14 protein-coding genes are annotated in these 17,780 nt (G+C 65.9%); 7 read left to right on the forward strand and 7 right to left on the reverse strand.

The window, feature by feature from the left end; translation table 11 throughout:
• The first annotated feature begins 71 nt into the window (after positions 1–71).
• From ACXMDY_RS12075 to ACXMDY_RS12085, 3 genes are all read left to right on the forward strand, one after another.
• Entirely contained in the window at positions 72–1,916 is a 1,845-nt protein-coding gene (locus ACXMDY_RS12075) for a GspE/PulE family protein (RefSeq protein WP_259702614.1), read from the forward strand.
• A 47-nt stretch (positions 1,917–1,963) separates the two neighbouring features.
• Complete coding sequence (locus ACXMDY_RS12080; RefSeq protein ID WP_259702615.1) at positions 1,964–3,043, forward strand: type IV pilus twitching motility protein PilT; 1,080 nt, start codon at positions 1,964–1,966, stop codon at positions 3,041–3,043.
• Positions 3,044–3,202: 159 nt separating this feature from the next.
• On the forward strand, positions 3,203–4,462 hold the full coding sequence (locus tag ACXMDY_RS12085) for a type II secretion system F family protein (protein ID WP_259702670.1): 1,260 nt from the start codon (positions 3,203–3,205) through the stop codon (positions 4,460–4,462).
• Here the strand turns inward: ACXMDY_RS12085 and ACXMDY_RS12090 are convergent.
• A complete protein-coding gene (locus ACXMDY_RS12090; protein WP_259702616.1) occupies positions 4,455–5,726 on the reverse strand; it encodes a BaiN/RdsA family NAD(P)/FAD-dependent oxidoreductase in 1,272 nt (423 codons plus the stop codon). The two genes, ACXMDY_RS12085 and ACXMDY_RS12090, sit on opposite strands and share 8 nt — an antisense overlap.
• Positions 5,727–5,732: 6 nt before the next feature.
• Between ACXMDY_RS12090 and dusA the strand changes: the two genes are divergently transcribed.
• Complete coding sequence (dusA, locus tag ACXMDY_RS12095) at positions 5,733–6,740, forward strand: tRNA dihydrouridine(20/20a) synthase DusA (RefSeq protein WP_259702617.1); 1,008 nt, start codon at positions 5,733–5,735, stop codon at positions 6,738–6,740.
• A 7-nt stretch (positions 6,741–6,747) separates the two neighbouring features.
• On the opposite strand, the gene argH is transcribed toward dusA, so the two are convergent.
• The 6 genes from argH to ACXMDY_RS12125 all read right to left on the reverse strand — a co-directional run bounded on the left by argH (position 6,748) and on the right by ACXMDY_RS12125 (position 13,285).
• Positions 6,748–8,196: an argininosuccinate lyase gene (gene argH / locus ACXMDY_RS12100; RefSeq protein WP_259702618.1), complete on the reverse strand. Its 1,449-nt coding sequence runs from the start codon at positions 8,194–8,196 to the stop codon at positions 6,748–6,750.
• A gap of 37 nt (positions 8,197–8,233) precedes the next feature.
• A complete protein-coding gene (locus ACXMDY_RS12105) occupies positions 8,234–9,607 on the reverse strand; it encodes a PP2C family protein-serine/threonine phosphatase (protein ID WP_399244272.1) in 1,374 nt (457 codons plus the stop codon).
• Between the two features lie 75 nt (positions 9,608–9,682).
• Entirely contained in the window at positions 9,683–11,146 is a 1,464-nt protein-coding gene (ftsY, locus tag ACXMDY_RS12110; protein WP_259702619.1) for a signal recognition particle-docking protein FtsY, read from the reverse strand.
• Between the two features lie 15 nt (positions 11,147–11,161).
• Positions 11,162–11,773 (reverse strand): transcription antitermination factor NusB, encoded by a 612-nt coding sequence (gene nusB / locus ACXMDY_RS12115; protein WP_259702620.1) that lies wholly within the window; start codon positions 11,771–11,773, stop codon positions 11,162–11,164.
• Between the two features lie 30 nt (positions 11,774–11,803).
• On the reverse strand, positions 11,804–12,556 hold the full coding sequence (locus ACXMDY_RS12120) for a DUF502 domain-containing protein (RefSeq protein ID WP_259702621.1): 753 nt from the start codon (positions 12,554–12,556) through the stop codon (positions 11,804–11,806).
• Between the two features lie 78 nt (positions 12,557–12,634).
• Positions 12,635–13,285, reverse strand: coding sequence for an HpsJ family protein (locus ACXMDY_RS12125; RefSeq protein ID WP_259702622.1), 651 nt, complete (start codon positions 13,283–13,285; stop codon positions 12,635–12,637).
• A 31-nt stretch (positions 13,286–13,316) separates the two neighbouring features.
• Between ACXMDY_RS12125 and queG the strand changes: the two genes are divergently transcribed.
• From queG to ACXMDY_RS12140, 3 genes are all read left to right on the forward strand, one after another.
• Positions 13,317–14,285 carry a tRNA epoxyqueuosine(34) reductase QueG gene (queG, locus tag ACXMDY_RS12130; RefSeq protein WP_259702623.1) on the forward strand — a complete coding sequence of 323 codons (969 nt, stop codon included), beginning with the start codon at positions 13,317–13,319 and terminating at the stop codon, positions 14,283–14,285.
• A 26-nt stretch (positions 14,286–14,311) separates the two neighbouring features.
• A complete protein-coding gene (locus ACXMDY_RS12135; protein ID WP_259702624.1) occupies positions 14,312–15,229 on the forward strand; it encodes a tetratricopeptide repeat protein in 918 nt (305 codons plus the stop codon).
• Positions 15,230–15,306: 77 nt separating this feature from the next.
• Positions 15,307–17,778 carry a DNA gyrase/topoisomerase IV subunit A gene (locus tag ACXMDY_RS12140; RefSeq protein WP_259702625.1) on the forward strand — a complete coding sequence of 824 codons (2,472 nt, stop codon included), beginning with the start codon at positions 15,307–15,309 and terminating at the stop codon, positions 17,776–17,778.
• The last annotated feature ends 2 nt before the right edge of the window (positions 17,779–17,780 follow it).

The raw sequence follows: 17,780 nt of genomic DNA on the forward strand, positions 1-17,780 counted from the left end.
GACATGTTGGACGTCGGAGCGCACCTCCCACAAGCGGCGGAAGCCCGCACCTTCAAACACCCCCCCAGCCCATGACGCGTTCCGTCTCCCGGCCCGTGCCGGAATTCCCCCAATCCGACCAGCAGCGGATCGAGCGGGAGCTGCTGCTGGGGGAGCGGATGCTGCGGGCCGGTGAACTGCAACAGGCTGATCCGCAGGCGATGCGGGCCTGCGCCTCGATCGATGCGGCCGGCTGGCAGGCCTTCGGCTGCCTGCCCCTGCGCCGGATCGGCGAACGCCTCGTCGTGGCGGTGCCGGCCGACTGGGGTCCAGAGCAGCGTGAAGCCATCACCAGCGCAGTGGCCCGCAGCGGCCTGCAGACCGACCTGCGGCTTGGCCTGAAACAGGAAATCGAAGCGGTGCTGGCCGATCGCCTGCTGGGTGGGTCGCCACCACCGGACGCTGACTCGGCAGCCACCAGGCCGGAAACCCAGATTCCAGCCGGAGCGCTGCCTCCACCGCCCGCCCGAATCTCCCTGCTGGAGGATCTCAGCCTCGACGAGCAGCTGGCCGAAGAGGAACAGGAACAGGACGGAGCCCTGAACCTGGAATCGAGCCTCAGCGCCTCCAACGCGTCACCAGTGGTGAGCCTGGTGAACAGAATCCTGATCCAGGCCCTCGACACGGACTCCAGCGACATCCACGTGGAGCCCCAGGAAGACGGGCTGCAGATCCGTTTTCGCCAGGACGGCGTCCTCCATCCCCTCGAGCAGCTGCCGAAATCGCTGATCCCCGCGATCACCTCCCGGCTCAAGATCATGGCCGACCTGGACATCGCCGAGCGGCGGATGCCCCAGGACGGACGCATCCGCCGCGTGTTCAAAGGGCGCTCGATCGAACTGCGGGTCAGCACCCTGCCGGGCCGCTGGGGCGAAAAAGTGGTGATGCGGCTGCTCGACAGCAGCTCCGCCCAGCTCAGCCTGGGGTCGCTGATCACCGATGCCGCCGCCCTGGCCAAGGTGCGGGCGCTCGGCTCCAAACCGTTCGGGATGGTTCTGGTGACAGGGCCGACCGGGTCCGGTAAGTCCACGACCCTCTATGCCCTGCTCTCCGAGCGCAATGACCCGGGCATCAACATCTCGACGGTGGAAGACCCGATCGAATATTCGCTGAAGGGAATCACCCAGACCCAGGTGAACCGGGACAAGGGGTACAACTTCAGCACCGCCCTGAGGGCCTTCATGCGGCAGGACCCCGATGTGCTGCTGGTGGGCGAGACCCGGGATGGGGAAACCGCCAAGACGGCCATCGAGGCCGCCCTGACCGGCCACCTGGTGCTGACCACCCTGCACTGCAACGATGCGCCGAGCGCCATTGCCCGCCTCCAGGAAATGGGAGTCGAACCGTTCATGGTCAGCGCTTCCCTGCTGGGGATCGTCTCCCAACGGCTGCTGCGGCGTCTGTGTATGCAGTGCCGGATCAGCTATCACCCCAGCGAAGAGGAGCTGGGCCACTTCGGACTGCTGGCCAGCCAGGAGGAGCGGATCAGCTTCTATCGGGCCAATCATTCCCATGACGGGAATCAACCAAGCTGCCCGACTTGCCAGGGAAGGGGCTACAAGGGAAGAATCGGTGTTTATGAGGTCTTGCGGGTGAACGACACGCTGGCCACAGCGATTTCCCAGGGGGCCAGCACCGATGTGATCCGCAAGATCTCCCTGGATGCAGGCATGAAAACCCTGCTAGGCTATGGACTGGATTTGGTGAGGGAAGGATACACAACTCTGGAGGAAGTGGAGCGCATGCTGCTCACCGATACGGAGCTGGAGTCGGAGCGGAGGATTCGAGCCCTCACCACACTCACCTGCCAGGGATGCGGGGCTGGCCTCAAGAGCGAGTGGCTGGAATGCCCTTACTGCCTCACCCCACGCGAATGATCCAGGCAGTCACCGGAAACAACCCTTTCATTCTTCGCTGAAACACCATGGAGGTCCAGATTGAGGAGTTGATGGAGAAGCTGGTTCAGGACAACGGCAGTGACCTGCACCTCAGCGCCGGCCAGCCCCCCTTCGGCAGATTCAACGGAGAGCTCAGGCCGATGCACGAGCAGACCCTGACGGAAGAAGCCTGCAACCGGATGATCTTCTCGATCCTCAATAACGGCCAACGCAAACAACTGGAGCAGACCTGGGAGCTGGATTGCTCCTATGGCCTGCGGGATCTGGCCCGATTCCGCGTCAACGTCTACAGCCAGAAAGGCACCTACGCGGCCTGCCTGCGAGCCTTGAGCAGCAACATCCCAACTCCACAGGATCTCAACCTTCCGCCCGTTGTCATTGAGATCACCAACCGACCTTCCGGGCTGGTGCTGATCACGGGACCGACGGGATCCGGCAAGAGCACCACCCTGGCCTCGATGCTGGATCACATCAATCATCACACAGCCAAGCACATCATCACGATCGAAGACCCGATCGAATTCACCTACAAGAGCGATCGCAGCCTGATCCATCAACGGCAGGTCAACGAGGACACCAAAAGTTTCGGCAATGCTCTCAGGGCGGCCCTGCGGGAGGATCCCGACGTGATTCTCGTCGGCGAATTGCGTGATCTCGAAACCATTCAGCTGGCGATCACCGCTGCTGAAACCGGTCACCTCGTCTTCGCCACCCTGCACACCAGTTCCGCCTCTCAGACCGTCGATCGCATGGTGGATGTGTTCCCCGGATCTCAGCAGACCCAGGTGCGGGTTCAGCTCAGCGGCAGCCTGGCGGCGATCTTCGCCCAGACGCTCTGCAGACGGAGTCACCCTGGCCGCCACGCCTTCGGCCGGGTGATGGCCCAGGAAATCATGGTCAACACCCCGGCCCTGGCCAACCTGGTGCGGGAAGGCAAAACGGCCCAGATCTATTCCCAGATTCAGACCGGCGGCCAGCTGGGGATGCAGACCATGGAAAAAGCCCTCGCCAACCTGGTCGCCATCGGCGACATCGAACTCGACGAGGCCCGCTCCCATTCGGCCAAGCCGGAGGAACTGAACCGCCTGCTCGTCAGCGGCACCTGATCGCGCTCAGCCATGGCTTCCTTTCTCGCCACCTTCACCACCCCCCGCGGCGAAACCCGAGAACTCCAGGTCACGGCGGTGGACGTGGTCAGCGCCAGGCGGGATCTGCGCCGTCGCGGCATCGTTCCCAGCTCCCTGATTCCAGCCAGGTCGACAGCACTGCCCTCCTTCGCAGCCACCTACACCGACAGGCAGGGCCGAACCAAACAGCAGCAGATCACTGCCGCAGACCTGGAATCGGCCAGGCGGGAACTGCGCAGACGCGGCATCAGACCCAGCTCGATCATTCCCCTCGCCGCAACCCGCTCCAGCCAGGCCACCCAGGCGAAGGCCAAGGCTGGCAACCTGCTCAGCCGCGACCTCGGCGCCTTCTTCGAAGCCAGGCCCACCATCCGGGACAAGGCCCTCTTCGCCAACAAACTCTCGGCCCTGGTGGATTCCGGCGTGCCGATCGTGCGCAGCCTGAGCCTGCTGGCGGCCCAGCAGAAGAAACCACTGTTCCGTCGCGCCCTGGTGTCGATCGGCCGGGACATCAGCGAGGGCGAGAGCCTCGGCAAAGCGACACGCAAATGGCCCAAGGTGTTTGATCGGCTCAGTGTGGCGATGATCGAAGCCGGGGAACTCGGCGGCGTGCTGGATGAAACCCTCCAGCGTCTGGCCCTGCTGCTCGAGCAGAACGCCAGGCTGCAGAACCAGGTGAAGGGAGCGATGGGCTATCCGGTGGCCGTTCTGGTCATCGCCGTTCTGGTTTTCCTGGGGATGACGATCTTCCTGATTCCCACCTTCGCCACCATCTTCGAGCAGCTCGGCGCCGATCTCCCCCCCTTCACCCAGCTGATGGTGAACATCAGTGCCCTGTTGCGATCCCCATTCTCGATCTACCTGATCGGTGTGATCGTGATCGCCGCCTGGCTGTTCCGGGGCTTCTACAAGACCCCTGTCGGTCGGCGCCAGGTGGATGGAGCCCTGTTGAAGCTCCCCCTGTTCGGCGATCTGATCCAGAAAACAGCCACAGCTCAGTTCTGCCGCACTTTCAGCTCGCTCAGTCGGGCGGGCGTACCGATCCTGATGGCGCTTGAAATCGTCCGGGAAACAACCAACAATTCCGTGATCGGCGATGCGATCGAAGCGGCCCGTTCCGAACTCCAGAACGGAATCCCCCTCAGTGTGGCCCTCTCGAAAAAGAAGGTGTTCCCGGAGATGGCCCTGAGCATGCTGGAAGTCGGAGAAGAAACAGGGGAAATGGACAAAATGCTCTCCAAAGTGGCGGATTTCTACGAAGACGAGGTGGCCGCCGCGGTGAAGGCTCTCACCTCCCTTCTGGAGCCGGTGATGATCGTGCTGGTCGGAATCATCGTGGCCGCAATCCTGCTGGCCATGTATCTACCGATGTTCTCCATCTACGACAAGATCAGGTGAGTGAAGCCAAGGTCCCGATCGCCGATCCAGCCAGCCAGCCAGAGCTCCAGCAATGCTGGAAATTGAAGCCACCGGTCACCCCGTCCACATCAAGGAGTTCACCAGCGAAATACAACCCTTTCTGCAATCGGCTCTCCATGGTGGCGAGGTTGACCTCCCCCAGGGCCACGCCGCCGGCCGTCACGAACTCCTCGCCGAAGGGGCCGCGGCCCTTCACCCGGTAGCGGCTGGCGCCCAGGGCAACCACCAGACGCTGCTGCTCCGGGCGGCTCAGATCAGCCCAACGCTTGGCTGCATCGACCGAATGGGCTTCCAGGAGGTGACTCCATAGGCGCCGGCTCAGTTCCGGCCAGGGCCGCCAGTTGGCCAGCTGACGCCTGGCCTGCTCCCGGCGCGCCTTGGCGAAAACCTCCTCCAGCTCCGCCCGGGAGCGGCCACCACACCAGTCGACGCGCAACTCGGCCCGGTAGCCGCACTCCTTGAGGGCGCGGGCCGCAAACGCTGTCAGCCGCAGGGTGGCCGGGCCGCTCAGGCCCCAGTGGGTGATCAGAACCGGACCCCGTTGACGGAAGCGCTGATCAGGCAGCACCAGTTCCAGCTCGACCGGATCCATCACCACGCCGCTGAGCTGAGCGAGAGGATTGGCTTCCAGGGCCAGGGTGAACAGGGAGGGGACCGGCGCCACCAGGCTGTGACCGAGCTGGGCCGCCAGCTGCCGGCCACTGGGATGGCCGCCGGTGGCCAGCAGCAGCTGGGAGCAGCTCAACCGCTGCTGGCCTTGCCCCTGGGCATCAGCGGTGAGCCGCAGCTGCAGGCCAAAGCCCCCCTGGGGCAGCGGCTCCACCGACCGCAATGCCGCCCCCCGCCAGAGGCTGACCCCGGCCGCCTTCGCGGAAGCCTCCAGCAACTGGACAACGGAACTGGAGCGATTGCTGCGTGGAAACAGTCTTCCGTCTGGTTCCTCCACCAGCTCCAGGCCGCGCTCGGCGAACCAGGCCAGCGTGTCGCCGGTGGCAAAGCGGCTGAACGGCCCCCGCAGGGCCTTGCCCCCCCGCGGGTAATGGCCCACCAGGGCCCGGGGATCCCAGCAGGCATGGGTGACATTGCAACGGCCACCACCACTGATCAGCACCTTGCCGAGCGCCTGCGGGGTGGACTCCAGCAGCAGCACGCCCGCCACCCCCCGCTCCGCCGCCGTGATGGCAGCCATGAAACCGGCCGGTCCACCGCCCGCCACCACCAGAAACCGGTCAAAGGGCAGCATGGAGGGATGGCAGAGAGGCACGGTCAACCGGCGGCCACAGCGGCCGCCTATCGCTTCAGTGTGGCGCCGATGATGGATTGCACCGATCGGCACTTCCGGGTGCTGATGCGACAGATCACCCGCCAGAGCCTGCTCTACACCGAAATGGTTGTAGCCCAGGCCCTGCATCACGGCCGCCGGGACAGCCTGCTTGATTTCGACCCCTGCGAGAAGCCGCTGGCCCTGCAGGTGGGCGGCGACGATCCCAGCCTGCTCGCCGAGGCGGCCAGGCTGGCTGCGGCCTGGGGCTACGACGAAGTGAACCTGAACGTGGGTTGCCCCAGTGAACGGGTGCAGAAGGGCCGATTCGGAGCCTGTCTGATGGCCGAACCCGCCCACCTGGCCCGCTGTGTGGAGGCCATGGCCAGCGGTCCCCTGCCGGTGACGGTGAAGCACAGGATCGGCATCGACGACCGCGATTCCTACGCCGAACTGCTCCAGTTCGTGGACACCCTGGCCGCCGCCGGCGCCGCCCGCTTCAGCGTCCATGCCCGCAAGGCCTGGCTCTCGGGCCTGGACCCGAAGCAGAACCGCAGCGTGCCTCCGCTTCGCTACGACCTGGTTCACCGGCTCAAGCGGGAGCGACCCGGGCTCCTCTTCGAACTGAACGGCGGCCTGCTGGAGCTGGCCGCCTGCCAGGCCCAGCTGGAGCTGGTGGACGGGGTGATGGTGGGACGGGCCGCCTATGACCACCCCCTGCGCTGGGGGCGGGTGGACCGGGATCTGTTCGGCGTGACCAGCCGGCCAGCGGCATCGGCTTCCACGGTTCTGCGGGGCCTGATCCCCTATGTCAGCCGCTGGTGCGAAGGCGGCGGCAGGCTCTGGCCGATCGCACGCCACCTGGTGCATCTGGTGGAAGCGGTGCCGGGAGCACGCCACTGGCGGCGACGCCTGGGAGAAGCGGCGGCAGTCAGAAACGCCGGCCCCGAGGTGCTCGAGCAGGCGGCGGCAGCCCTGGAGCAGCAGGGACTCTGAGCAGGGATCAACCAGGGGCGAGGGGCTGCGGCCCGGCGCCCAGCCGCAACCGGGTCAGCCGCAACTGGTCGCGCACCTGGCTGAACCCCGTGCCCCCTTCACTGCGCCGGGCCGCCACCACCTGGCGGGGCTCGATCGCTGCGTAGACATCGGCTTCAAAGGCGGGATGGAGGCCCTGCCAGCGATCCAGGGGCAGATCCCGCAACAGCAGGCCCTCCAGCAGGCAGGTTTTGACCAGCCCGCCCACCAGGTGGTAAGCCTCCCGGAACGGCACGCCCCGGGCGACCAGATAGTCCGCCACATCGGTGGCGTTGGAGAAATCCGCCGCCACAGCCTGCTCCAGGCGTTCCGGCTGGAAGCTGATGCCCTCCTCGATCAGGATCGCCATCGCCTCCAGACAGTCGTGCGTGGTGCGCACCACATCGAAGAGGGCTTCCTTGTCTTCCTGAAAGTCCTTGTTGTAGGCCAGGGGCAGACCCTTGATCATCGTGAGCAGTCCCTGCAGGTGGCCGAACACCCGACCGGTCTTGCCCCGCACCAGTTCCGGCACATCCGGGTTCTTCTTCTGCGGCATCAGGCTGCTGCCGGTGGCACAACGGTCGGTGAGCTGCACGAAGCCGAACTCCTCACTGGCCCAGAGAATCACCTCCTCCGCCAGGCGGCTGAGGTGGGCCAGGATCAGGCTGGCGGCAGCACTGAACTCCACGGCGAAGTCCCTGTCGCTGACCGCATCGAGGCTGTTGGCATAGATCGCCTCGAAACCCAGCTCGGCGGCGGTCGAGCGGCGATCAATCGGCACGGGGGTGCCGGCCAGGGCGGCGGCACCGAGGGGGCAGATGTTCACCCGTCGGCGCACGTCGGCGAGACGCTGTCGGTCACGTTCGGCCATCTCCACGTAGGCCAGCAGATGGTGGGCCAGGCAGAGGGGCTGGGCACGCTGCAGATGGGTGTATCCGGGAATCAGCGTGTCGGCATGGGCTTCGGCCTGGCCAAGCAGGGCGAGCTGAAAGCGCTGCAGCGAGCCATCAAGCCCATCGATCTTCTGACGGAGCCAGAGGCGCAGATCGGTGCCCACCTGATCGTTGCGGCTGCGGCCGGTGTGGAGCTTCTTGCCCAGGGGACCGAGCAATTCGATCAGGCGCCGCTCAACAGCGAAGTGCACATCCTCAGCTTCGAGGCCGGGGTTGAAGTGGCCGGCGGCGGCTTCGGCCCTCACCAGCTCCAGTCCCTCGATCAGCTGCCCGGCTTCGGCCGTCGTGATCACCCCGCAGCGGCCCAGCATGCGGGCATGGGCAATCGAGCCGTCCAGATCCTGGGGCAGCAGTTCCAGGTCGAAACCGATCGAAGCGTTGAAGCGCTCGATCGCCGGATTCAAGCCCTGCTCGAAGCGATCACTCCAGCCGGCGGCGCTGCCACCGGACACCCCTCTGGGCGGTTGGGATCTCTCTGCTGCCATCAACGCCGGCCCCGACCCAGCCGCCAAGCTTGCCGCATCAACCAGGGAAGGTCGGCAAGGCGACCTCCTCACGGACTTTCAACACCACCATGGAAGCGTCGTCATCCAGCGGGCGACTGACCCCGACAAAGCGATCAAGACGGGTGAACAGCTGATTGAGGATGTCCTGGGCGCTGAGACCGGCCTGGCTGGCGGCCTGCAGACTGCGGATCAATCTCCCTTCGTCGAAGCGCTCTCCACCGGGGCCGGGGGCCTCACTGACCCCATCGGTGTAGTACAGAACCACGTCCCCGGGCTCCAGCACCACCTGCTCGCAGCCGTACTCGGCATCGAGTTGCAGGCCGATCAGCAGCCCGGAAGCGTCGAGCCGCTCAACCCGATAGCCCTGGCGCCGGCACAGCAGCGGTGGATTATGGGCTGCATTGGCATAGCGGAGCACCCTGGTGAAAGGGTCGAAATCGGAATAGAACAGCGTGACGAACCGGTGGGACTGGGACAGATCCTCCTGGGCCAGCTTGTTGAGGTCATGGAGGATGCGGTCGGGGGGCAGGCGACTGAGCACCTCGGCCCGCAGCATCCCCCGCAGCAGGGTCATCAGCAGGCCGGCGGGCACTCCTTTACCCATCACATCGCCCATGACGAGGGCCCAGGGTGAGGTTTCGCGCTGGCGGCCGAGCCGTTCAGGATGGGTAGGAATGAAGTCGTAGTAGTCGCCTCCCACCTCGAAGGCTGGCCGGCAGCGGGCCGCCAGCTCCACACCATCGATCACGGGGCAATGGTCCGGCAGCAACTGGGCCTGAATCGCCGCACCGGTGCTGAGCTGGCGATCGAGCCGTTCGTGGCGTCGGCTGTCCTCCCGAAGCGAATCGTTCTCGATGGCCACAGCGGTGAGATCCGCCACCAGCTGGAGGTGGCGGTGATGCACCTCGCTCCAGCTCAGGCCAGCGTGGGAACCAAAGACATAAAGCCGCCCCCATGTGTGGTTGCGTGCCACCACCGGCGCGGCGAACACGGGGGCATCACCGAGCAGCATCGCCACCTCCTGATCCAGTCGTTCAGCGTCGAGTGGCTGATCAGCCAAGTCGGCAAGCTGGCGCAGAAGGTCTGAGCAGCGCTCCAGCGGGGAGCCATTCAGCTGCTCCTTCCAGAGCCGTCCATCTGCCTGGAGCACCACCAGCAGACTGCCCTCCGCTCCCACCAGACGGGAGCTCACCAGGGGCACCAACTCCAGAAAGCGGCTCAGATTGGTGAAGCTGCGCAGGGTGAAGCCGAGCGAAGCCAGCAGCTCCTGATTCCGCCGCTGCTCCCGGCTCAGGCTCTCCAGCAGTTGACGCATCGAAACCGCCGCCGAGAGAGACGGGTGGGGGCGCGGCGGTGAGGGCGGCACCCGTGGCTTCGGCGGGCGGCTCAACGGGATGGACTTGTTGGCTTTGAACGGTAGCAAGTTTGCGGCGGACCTCCTGATCAGCCGGTGCTGCGTCAAGCGCTAACGCGCCAGCAGCGCCTCGACGAACTCGAAGCCGTTGAAGGGGCGCAGGTCGCGGATCCCTTCGCCGGCGCCGATGAATCGGATCGGCAGCTCCGCTTCCGAGGCCACAGCCAGGGCCACGCCACCACGGGCGCTGCCATCAAGCTTGGTGAGCACCACACCCGTGAGGCCGGCGGCACTGGCAAAAGCCATCGCCTGACGCAACCCATTCTGACCCTGGCTGGCATCAAGAACCAGCAACGATTCCACAGCCGCCTCCGGTGCCAGCTTGTCGATGATGCGGCGCACCTTGGCAAGCTCCTCCATGAGATTGTGCTTGGTCTGGAGTCGGCCGGCCGTGTCGACCAGAACCAGCTCGATGCCCTTCGCCTTGGCGGCGCCGATCGCATCGAACACGACGGCGGCGGGATCGGCGTTGGCACTGGGGTTGGCGATCACCGCCACACCGCTTCGCTCGCCCCAGACAGTCACCTGCTGGACCGCGGCGGCACGAAAGGTGTCAGCGGCGGCGATCAGGCAGCTGTAGCCGCTGCGCACGGCCAAATTGGCCAGCTTGCCGAGGGTGGTGGTCTTGCCGACCCCGTTCACCCCCACCAGCAGCCACACGTTGAGGCGATCCCGCTCCGGGGCGAGCAGTTCGCGACCACTGGCCTTGATCGGTTGCTCCAGCTGGCTGCACAGCTGTTCCTTGAGAAAACGGAATCCTTCAGCCGGATCCACCACCTCCACGTTCAGACGTTGGCGCAGGGCCTCCAGCACCCGATCCGTGGCTCTCACCCCCACATCGGCCCGCAGCAGCAGACTCTCGATGTCATCGAGCACCTCCGGGGTGAGTGGATCGTCACCGAGAGTTTCAAGCAGCTGGCTGACAAAACCCTGACGGGTCTTCTCCAGGCCGCGGCGCAGGCGTCCCAGCCAGTCGATCTCCTCAAGAGACACCTGATCGGCCTGCAGACCCTGGGCCGCCAGCACCTCGGCAGACCAGCTGAACTCAGCATCAAAACGGCCCAGGCTGGGCGCCGCTTCCTCAGCATCGAGGGCGGGGGACGGCGCCACGGCAATGTCCAGAAGCTCCGCCTGCCGTTGCTCACGCCCCGCCGCCGCCTGCTCCAGCAGGGACAGAGCCGGGCTGGTGGACTCTGTGCTGGGTTGGAGCGGTGCTTCCGGTTCGGAATTCGCTGCCGGCTCGATCTCTCGTGCTGCCTGCTGCTCGGCCTTCAGTCGGGCGTAGGCCTGCCTGGCCCAGGCCAACGCCTCCTGATCCACCCCGTCGGGGGCAGGAGCTGGCTGGCTGGAAACTGCCGGCATCGCGCTGGAGGGCTCGGCCGAACCAGCTTCAGGAGCTTCCGTTCTGGCGTCCCGTTCCTGGGCCTCCTGCTCGGGTTCGGGCCCTGCTGGGGGAGACGCATCCGGAGGGGCATCGGAGGGAGCGGCCCGGCGGTTGAACCAGTCGAAAACCATGGCTTGCTCAGGCGATCAGCGGGCTGTGGTCAGCCGCCGCAGGATGCCGTTGATCATCCGCCGTCCCTGCTCGTCGCTGTAACGGTTGGCAAGCTCCACGGCCTCATTGCAGGCCACAGCCGCAGGCGTTCCGAAACGCTGCAGATCCACGGCCGCCAGGCGCAGGATGTCACGGTCGATCCGGGGCAGCCGGGTCAGTCGCCAACCTTCCATCACCCCATCGAGCTGCTGGTCGAGTTGCTCGCGATGCTCCAGAACAGCCCTGGCCCGATCAACCGCCCCGCGACGGATCTGCTCCTGGTCGGCGAGCATCAGCAAGCGGGGCAGTTCAAGGCCGGCGGAGAGCCGGTTGATCGCCTGCTCAGCGAGGGTCAGGCCGCTCTGGAGGTGTCGACGCACCCGAGGCAACTGGGCTTCGCCGTCGATCAATTCGCTGTCGAGCAGTTCCTGCTGGGCCTGTTGAAGATCGAGGGCGGAGCTGTCGAGGGCCTCACGCACGTGCTGGCCGAGGCTGGCGAGGGCCTGCTGCAGAAGCGCATCGAGCGGCAGGTCGGAAGCGGGAAGGCGGTCATGGATCTGACCGAGCATCAGCAGGGCCAGTTCTCGGGAAACGGATCGACTCTGCATCAAGCAACAGGAAAAGGGGCTTGAGTGAACTCAGGCCTTGGTGGGGGGAGTGGAGGAAAACACCGGAGCACGCAACTGGGCGATCAGGCTGGAGAAGCTGCGGCTGGCCGTGCTGGCCCGCTCATCATCAGGGCTGACGATCCCGGCTGAAATGATCGTGCGGAAGGCATCCTCCACGGAGAGATCAACATCCCGTACGGCGCTCTCGGGCACCACCGCGTACCAACCGGTGGTGGGATTGGGTGCAGTGGGAATGAAGACACTCAGCATCGGCTCCTGAAAACCGCTCTGAACGGCGGCACCGATCACGCCGGTGACGAAACCGACCGCAAAAAGCCCCTGCCGGGGATATTCCACAAGCACCACCCGGCGAAAGCGGGTGGAGTTATCACGAAAAACGGTTTCGAGCAGTTGCTTGAGGGTTTTGTAGACCGATCCAGCCAGGGGAATCCTCTGCAGGGTGCCTTCGCCGAAATCAAGCAGCCAGCGGCCCACGATGTTGCGCGCCATCAGGCCGATCAACAGAATGGCCAGCAGGGGCACCAGCAGTCCAACCCCCAGATTGATCAGATCCTGAAGAAGCGGATTGAGAGTGTTGAACGGATTGAACTGTTTTGGAATGGTGGTGAGAAAGGCCAGCACAAACCGGCTCACCGTGGTGGCAAGCCAGATTGTGGTTGCCAGTGGAATCACCACCAGCAGGCCGGCAATCAGATCATTCTTGAGATCCTGCTGCAGGCGTCCCGCCAGGGGTTGATCCGATCGTGGATTGGATTGAACCAACGGTGGGGCCGGATGACCGGCGATTCAACAGCTCCCCCCAACTTAACCAGCCATCGGCGGAGAAGGAGTGCAACGCACTCAGAGGACCGCCGCAAGAGCCACGAGGGTGAAGGCCACCGCCATCAGCACAGCAGTTGCCGTGCCGCTGTAAAGCCGCTGGTTGAGGGCAACACCGCTGGCCCTTTCCTCCTGCTTGAGCTGTTGCTCCATCTGCTGGAGCTGACGATCAATGAAGCCGCGGGCAGCCTGGAGCTTCTGATCGGCGCTGGCCTGGGGCGGCACCTGGCCAGCCTGCTCGGCCTGACGGATCAGCTGCTCGATCACCTGGGGATTCTTGCTCTGTTGCCTGGCCATCTCCAGCTGGCTGCGTTTCGCGGCCAGGGCCTGGTCGGTCTGGGCTGTCAGGGCTCCATCGCCGGTGATCGACAGAGGCACCGCGACGGCCAGGGCCACCGCCAGCAGCCCCGCCAGCACCGTGACCAGCCAGCGCAGCGGGGTGCGCGGCTGATCGGGATGGTCGAGGCGGGAGCCGAACAACACGAGAAGCAGACCGACCAGGGCCATCGGCGACTGGCTGATCAACCTCTCCAGCACCAGTTGAACAAAGGCCGGCTCGCTCCAGGTACCCAGGACAGCCACCGCCATCACCTGGAGAACGAGCAGCGCCACCAAGGTGAGGCCGATCCAGCGCAACAGGTAGCCGAGGCGTCCAGAGGCGGGTGTGCTCACAGCAGAATGGCGTTGTCCGAGAACTTTACGGGTGAGCTCAGAAGGGCAACCGGCCGGACCATCGGCCCTGACTCTGGCCCGGGAGCTGAAACGGGAGGCGGCTGCCCTGGGCTTCGAACCGGTGGGCCTCGCAGCCGTGCCGGCGGGCGAACGGATCGAGCTGCGCACAGCGGCGCTGCAGCGCTGGCTGGCCGCTGGCCATCAGGCCTCGATGGACTGGATGGCCGATCCAAGACGCCAGCGGATCGAGTCCCTGCTGCCAGGGGTGCGCAGCCTGCTGGCCGTTGGGCTCAACTACCACGTGGCCATGCAGAGGGCGCCCGGCAGCCTGGCCGTCGCCCGCTACGGCTGGGGCCGCGATTACCACCGGCTGATCGATGGTCGTCTCCGCCAGCTGGGGCGCTGGCTGGAGGGGCAGGTACCGGGGGTGCGCTGGCGAGCCTGTGTCGACAGCGCGCCTCTGCTGGACAAGGCCTGGGCCGAGCAGGCCGGCCTGGGCTGGATCGGCAAGAACGGCAACCTGATCCACCGACGGCATGGTTCCTGGTTTCTGATCGGTCACCTGCTCACCAGCCTGGAGCTACCGGCTGACAGCCCGGCCGAACCGCTCTGCGGCAGCTGCAATCGCTGCCTCGACGCCTGCCCGACCGGGGCCATCCCCGAACCCTTCGTGGTGGATGCCCGCCGCTGCATCGCCTTCCACACGATCGAAAACCGAGATCCTGTTCTGCCAGCGGCGATCAGTGCCGCCATGGGGCCTTGGGTAGCCGGCTGCGACATCTGCCAGGACGTCTGCCCCTGGAACCACCAACCTCTGGTCAGCAGCACCGATGCGGACCTGCAACCTCGACCCTGGCTGCTGAATCTGAAGGCGGAGGAAGCGATCAACTGGAGCGATTCCGACTGGGATCAGCGTCTGCGCGCCTCAACCCTGCGCCGGATCAAGCCCTGGATGTGGCGCCGCAATCTCCTGGCCAGCGCTGGCAGAACTGGCGCCTAGGCTGGTTGATCAATGGATTTCCTGGCATGGCACCGCGCTGGTTGGACATCCTGGCGGCTGCGCCCATTGCCCTGGCGATGGCCACAGGATTGTCGGCAGCTGTGGCGGCAACGGCTCCGGCCCTGGCCGTGGTTCCCTATGTCTACCTGCCCCGCTCGCAGGAGCTGGAATCGGCGGGCCTGGGCATCGCTCAGGCGGCCAGCCGGCTGCTGCGGCTCGGCCAGGCCGAAGACGCCGCCAGGCTGGCGAGCCTCACCGTGCAACTGCTGCCCAACGATCCCCGGGGTTGGGTGTTGCTGGCGGAGGCCCAGCTGCGCAGCAATCAGGCCAAGCAGGCCAGCCTTTCCCTGGCCCAGGCCAAGCAGCTCGATCCGGGCAATCCGGGCATCTGGTTCGCCGAAGGGTCGCTCGCCCTGCGGGAAGGGCAGCCGCAGAAAGCCGTCGGTTTGCTGGAACAGGGAATCCGGTTGGATGGCAAGAACGCCGGTGCCCATTTCGATCTGGGCAACGCCCATCTGCTGCTGAACAATTCCACCGGTGCGCTGACGGCCTTCAAACGGGCGACGGAGTTGCGCCAGGATTTCTGGGAAGCGATCAACAATCAGGGGCTGGTGCTCTACGAGCTCGGCCGCCGCGAAGAGGCGATCGAGCGCTGGCGCCGTTGCCTGCGGATCAACGCCAGGGCGGCGGAGCCGATGCTGGCCCTGGCCAGTGCCCTCAACGCCAGCCCGGCCGGGCTAGAAGAGGCCAGGCAGCTGGCCAGCGCCGCCCTGGCGATCGAACCCAACTATGTGCTGGACGCCTTTCAGAAGGAACAGCTCTGGGGCAGCCGCCTGCGCAGCAGCACCAGCACTCTGCTCAGCCAGCCTGAGTTGAAAGGCTCCGTCGATCGGGCCAACGCCAATGCCACCGGTACGGCCAGCTCGGGCGACGACGACAGCTAGGCCCGGCTGCCGCCGGGAGATCGGCCCGGACGGGATCTGTAGGCTGAAACCCTTCCGCCCTGAGACTCCAGACCCGGATGGCTGAGGAGCGCGTTCTGCCGATTTCCCTGCATCAGGAGATGCAGCGCTCCTACCTCGAGTACGCCATGAGCGTGATCGTGGGGCGGGCCCTTCCCGACGTCCGCGATGGGCTCAAACCGGTGCAGCGGCGCATCCTGTTCGCCATGCAGGAGCTGGGCCTCACCCCGGATCGGCCCTACCGGAAATGTGCCCGGGTGGTGGGAGACGTGCTCGGCAAGTACCACCCCCACGGCGACCAGGCCGTCTATGACGCCCTGGTGCGCCTGGCCCAGACCTTCTCCAGCCGCCATCCCCTGCTCGATGGCCACGGCAACTTCGGCTCTGTCGATGACGATCCGCCGGCAGCGATGCGATACACCGAAATCCGCCTGGCCCCGATCGCCAACGAGGGGCTGCTAAACGAAATCAGCAGCGACACGGTCGATTTCGCCCCCAATTTCGATGCCTCACAGCAGGAGCCGACGGTGCTGCCGGCACTGCTCCCCTTTCTGCTGCTGAACGGTTGCACAGGAATTGCGGTGGGCATGGCCACCAGCATTCCGCCCCACAATCTGGGCGAGGTGGTGGAGGCGCTGATCGCCCTGATCCGCAAACCCGAGCTCAGCGACGAGAAGCTGCTGGAGCTGGTGCCCGGCCCCGATTTCCCCACCGGCGGCGAGGTGCTCACCGGCAGCGGCGTGCGCGACACCTACCTCAACGGCCGCGGCAGCATCCCGATGCGGGGGGTCGCCCACATCGAAGAGGTGCAGCCCGGCAAGGGCCGCCATCGGCGCGGCGCCGTGGTGATCACCGAGCTGCCTTACCAGCTCAGCAAAGCCGGCTGGATCGAGAAACTGGCCGAACAGGTGAACGACGGCAAGATCGGCGGCATCGCCGACATCCGCGACGAAAGCGACCGTGATGGCATGCGGGTGGTGGTGGAAGTGCGTCGGGACGGGGAACCGGAGAAGGTGCTGGCCGAACTGCAGCGCCGCACCGCCCTGCAGAGCAATTTCGGCGCGATCCTGCTGGCCCTGGTCAACGGCCAGCCCCGCCAGCTCAACCTGCGCCAACTGCTTCAGCACTTCCTTGAGTACAGGGAACACACACTGATCCGACGCACCCGCCACGCTCTCAAGCGCACGGAAGACCGGCTTGAGGTGGTGGAAGGTCTGATCCGGGCCCTCGACTCCCTGCCTGAGGTGATCGAGCGGATTCAGGCTGCCAGCGATGCCGCCGCCGCCAAGGCCAGCCTGCAGGTTCATCTGGATCTGAGCGAGCGCCAGGCGGAAGCTGTGCTGGCCATGCCCCTGCGCCGCCTGACCGGCCTGGAGCAGGACGGCCTGCGCAAGGAGGCCGCTGAACTGGCCGAGGAACGGGAGCGGCTGCGTCACCTGCTCGATAACCGCCAGTCCTTGCTCGACGCCATGGTGCTGGAGTTGCGCGGCCTCAAGAAGCGCTACGCCACCCCGCGGCGCACCAGGCTGGTGAGCGGCGGCGATGAGCTGGTGGCCCAGCGCGCCGCTGCCAACCGACCCACCACCGAACTGCAGCGTCACCAGGCCTTCAACGCCCTCCCCCCCGACGGACGTCTGTTGATCCAGACCGACGGCCAGCTGCGGGTGGTGGGCGCCCAGATGCTCGGGCGCCTCCATCTCGATGAGCCGACCCCGATCGGCGACCATCCGGCACCGGCGCGACTGATCCTGCCGATCAGCAGCAAACCGGCCCTGCTGGCCTTCACCTCCAGTGGCCGGGTGGCGCTGCTGCGCTGGGAGTTCGCTGCCCAGCAAACCGGTGGCCTTGAGAAGTTCCTGCCCGAAAGCCTGGCCGGTGATGCGGTGGTCCAGTTGCTGCCCCTGGAGCAGGAACCCCGGAAAAGCCTGGGCCTGCTCAGCAGCGATGGCCGCTTCAAGCGACTGCCGATCGAATCGTTCCTCGACCTCTCCGGCCGCGCCGCGACGGTGCTGAAACTGAAAGATGGCCTCCGGCTCTGCCGGGTGGTGGAATGCCGGGAAGGCGAAGAGCTCGTGGTGGCCAGCAGCACCGGCCGGATGCTCCGCCTGGCAGTGAACGAGGCCAACCTGCCGCTGATGGGCAAGACCGCCCAGGGCCCCCTGTTGATGAGACTGCTGCCTGGGGAGGAGATCGTCGGGGCAGCCTGTGGAGCCGCCAGCTCCGATCTGCTGCTGGCCAGCAGCCTCGGCCAGATCAAACGCCTGCGCCACGAGAGCCTGCGCCTTTGCGCGCGGGGTGATCTCGGCCAGATCGGTCTGCACTTCGAGCGACGCGACGCCGCGCTTGTCGACCTGCAGGCTGCTGCCACCGCAGTGGTGGCAGCGTCCGTATCGAGTGGCCGCAGTTTCCGGTTGCGGGTGGAGGATCTGGAGCGGCAGGACTGCCAGGGCTCAGGACAGAGTTTCCCCCTCAAGCCAGGCGAAACCGTTCAGGGGCTGGTTCCACTGCTGGTGTCAATCCCGAACAACTGAGC

It is taken from the genome of Cyanobium sp. ULC082 (assembly GCF_977927535.1).

Bases quoted from the DNA above. Each gene is read 5' to 3' on its own strand.
- dusA (WP_259702617.1), top strand. From the start codon at position 5,733: ATGGCAGAGAGGCACGGTCAACCGGCGGCCACAGCGGCCGCCTATCGC.
- ACXMDY_RS12135 (WP_259702624.1), top strand. From the start codon at position 14,312: ATGGCACCGCGCTGGTTGGACATCCTGGCGGCTGCGCCCATTGCCCTG.
- argH (WP_259702618.1), bottom strand. From the start codon at position 8,196: ATGGCAGCAGAGAGATCCCAACCGCCCAGAGGGGTGTCCGGTGGCAGC.
- nusB (WP_259702620.1), bottom strand. From the start codon at position 11,773: ATGCAGAGTCGATCCGTTTCCCGAGAACTGGCCCTGCTGATGCTCGGT.
- ACXMDY_RS12090 (WP_259702616.1), bottom strand. From the start codon at position 5,726: ATGCTGCCCTTTGACCGGTTTCTGGTGGTGGCGGGCGGTGGACCGGCC.
- ftsY (WP_259702619.1), bottom strand. From the start codon at position 11,146: ATGGTTTTCGACTGGTTCAACCGCCGGGCCGCTCCCTCCGATGCCCCT.
- ACXMDY_RS12075 (WP_259702614.1), top strand. From the start codon at position 72: ATGACGCGTTCCGTCTCCCGGCCCGTGCCGGAATTCCCCCAATCCGAC.
- ACXMDY_RS12080 (WP_259702615.1), top strand. From the start codon at position 1,964: ATGGAGGTCCAGATTGAGGAGTTGATGGAGAAGCTGGTTCAGGACAAC.
- ACXMDY_RS12140 (WP_259702625.1), top strand. From the start codon at position 15,307: ATGGCTGAGGAGCGCGTTCTGCCGATTTCCCTGCATCAGGAGATGCAG.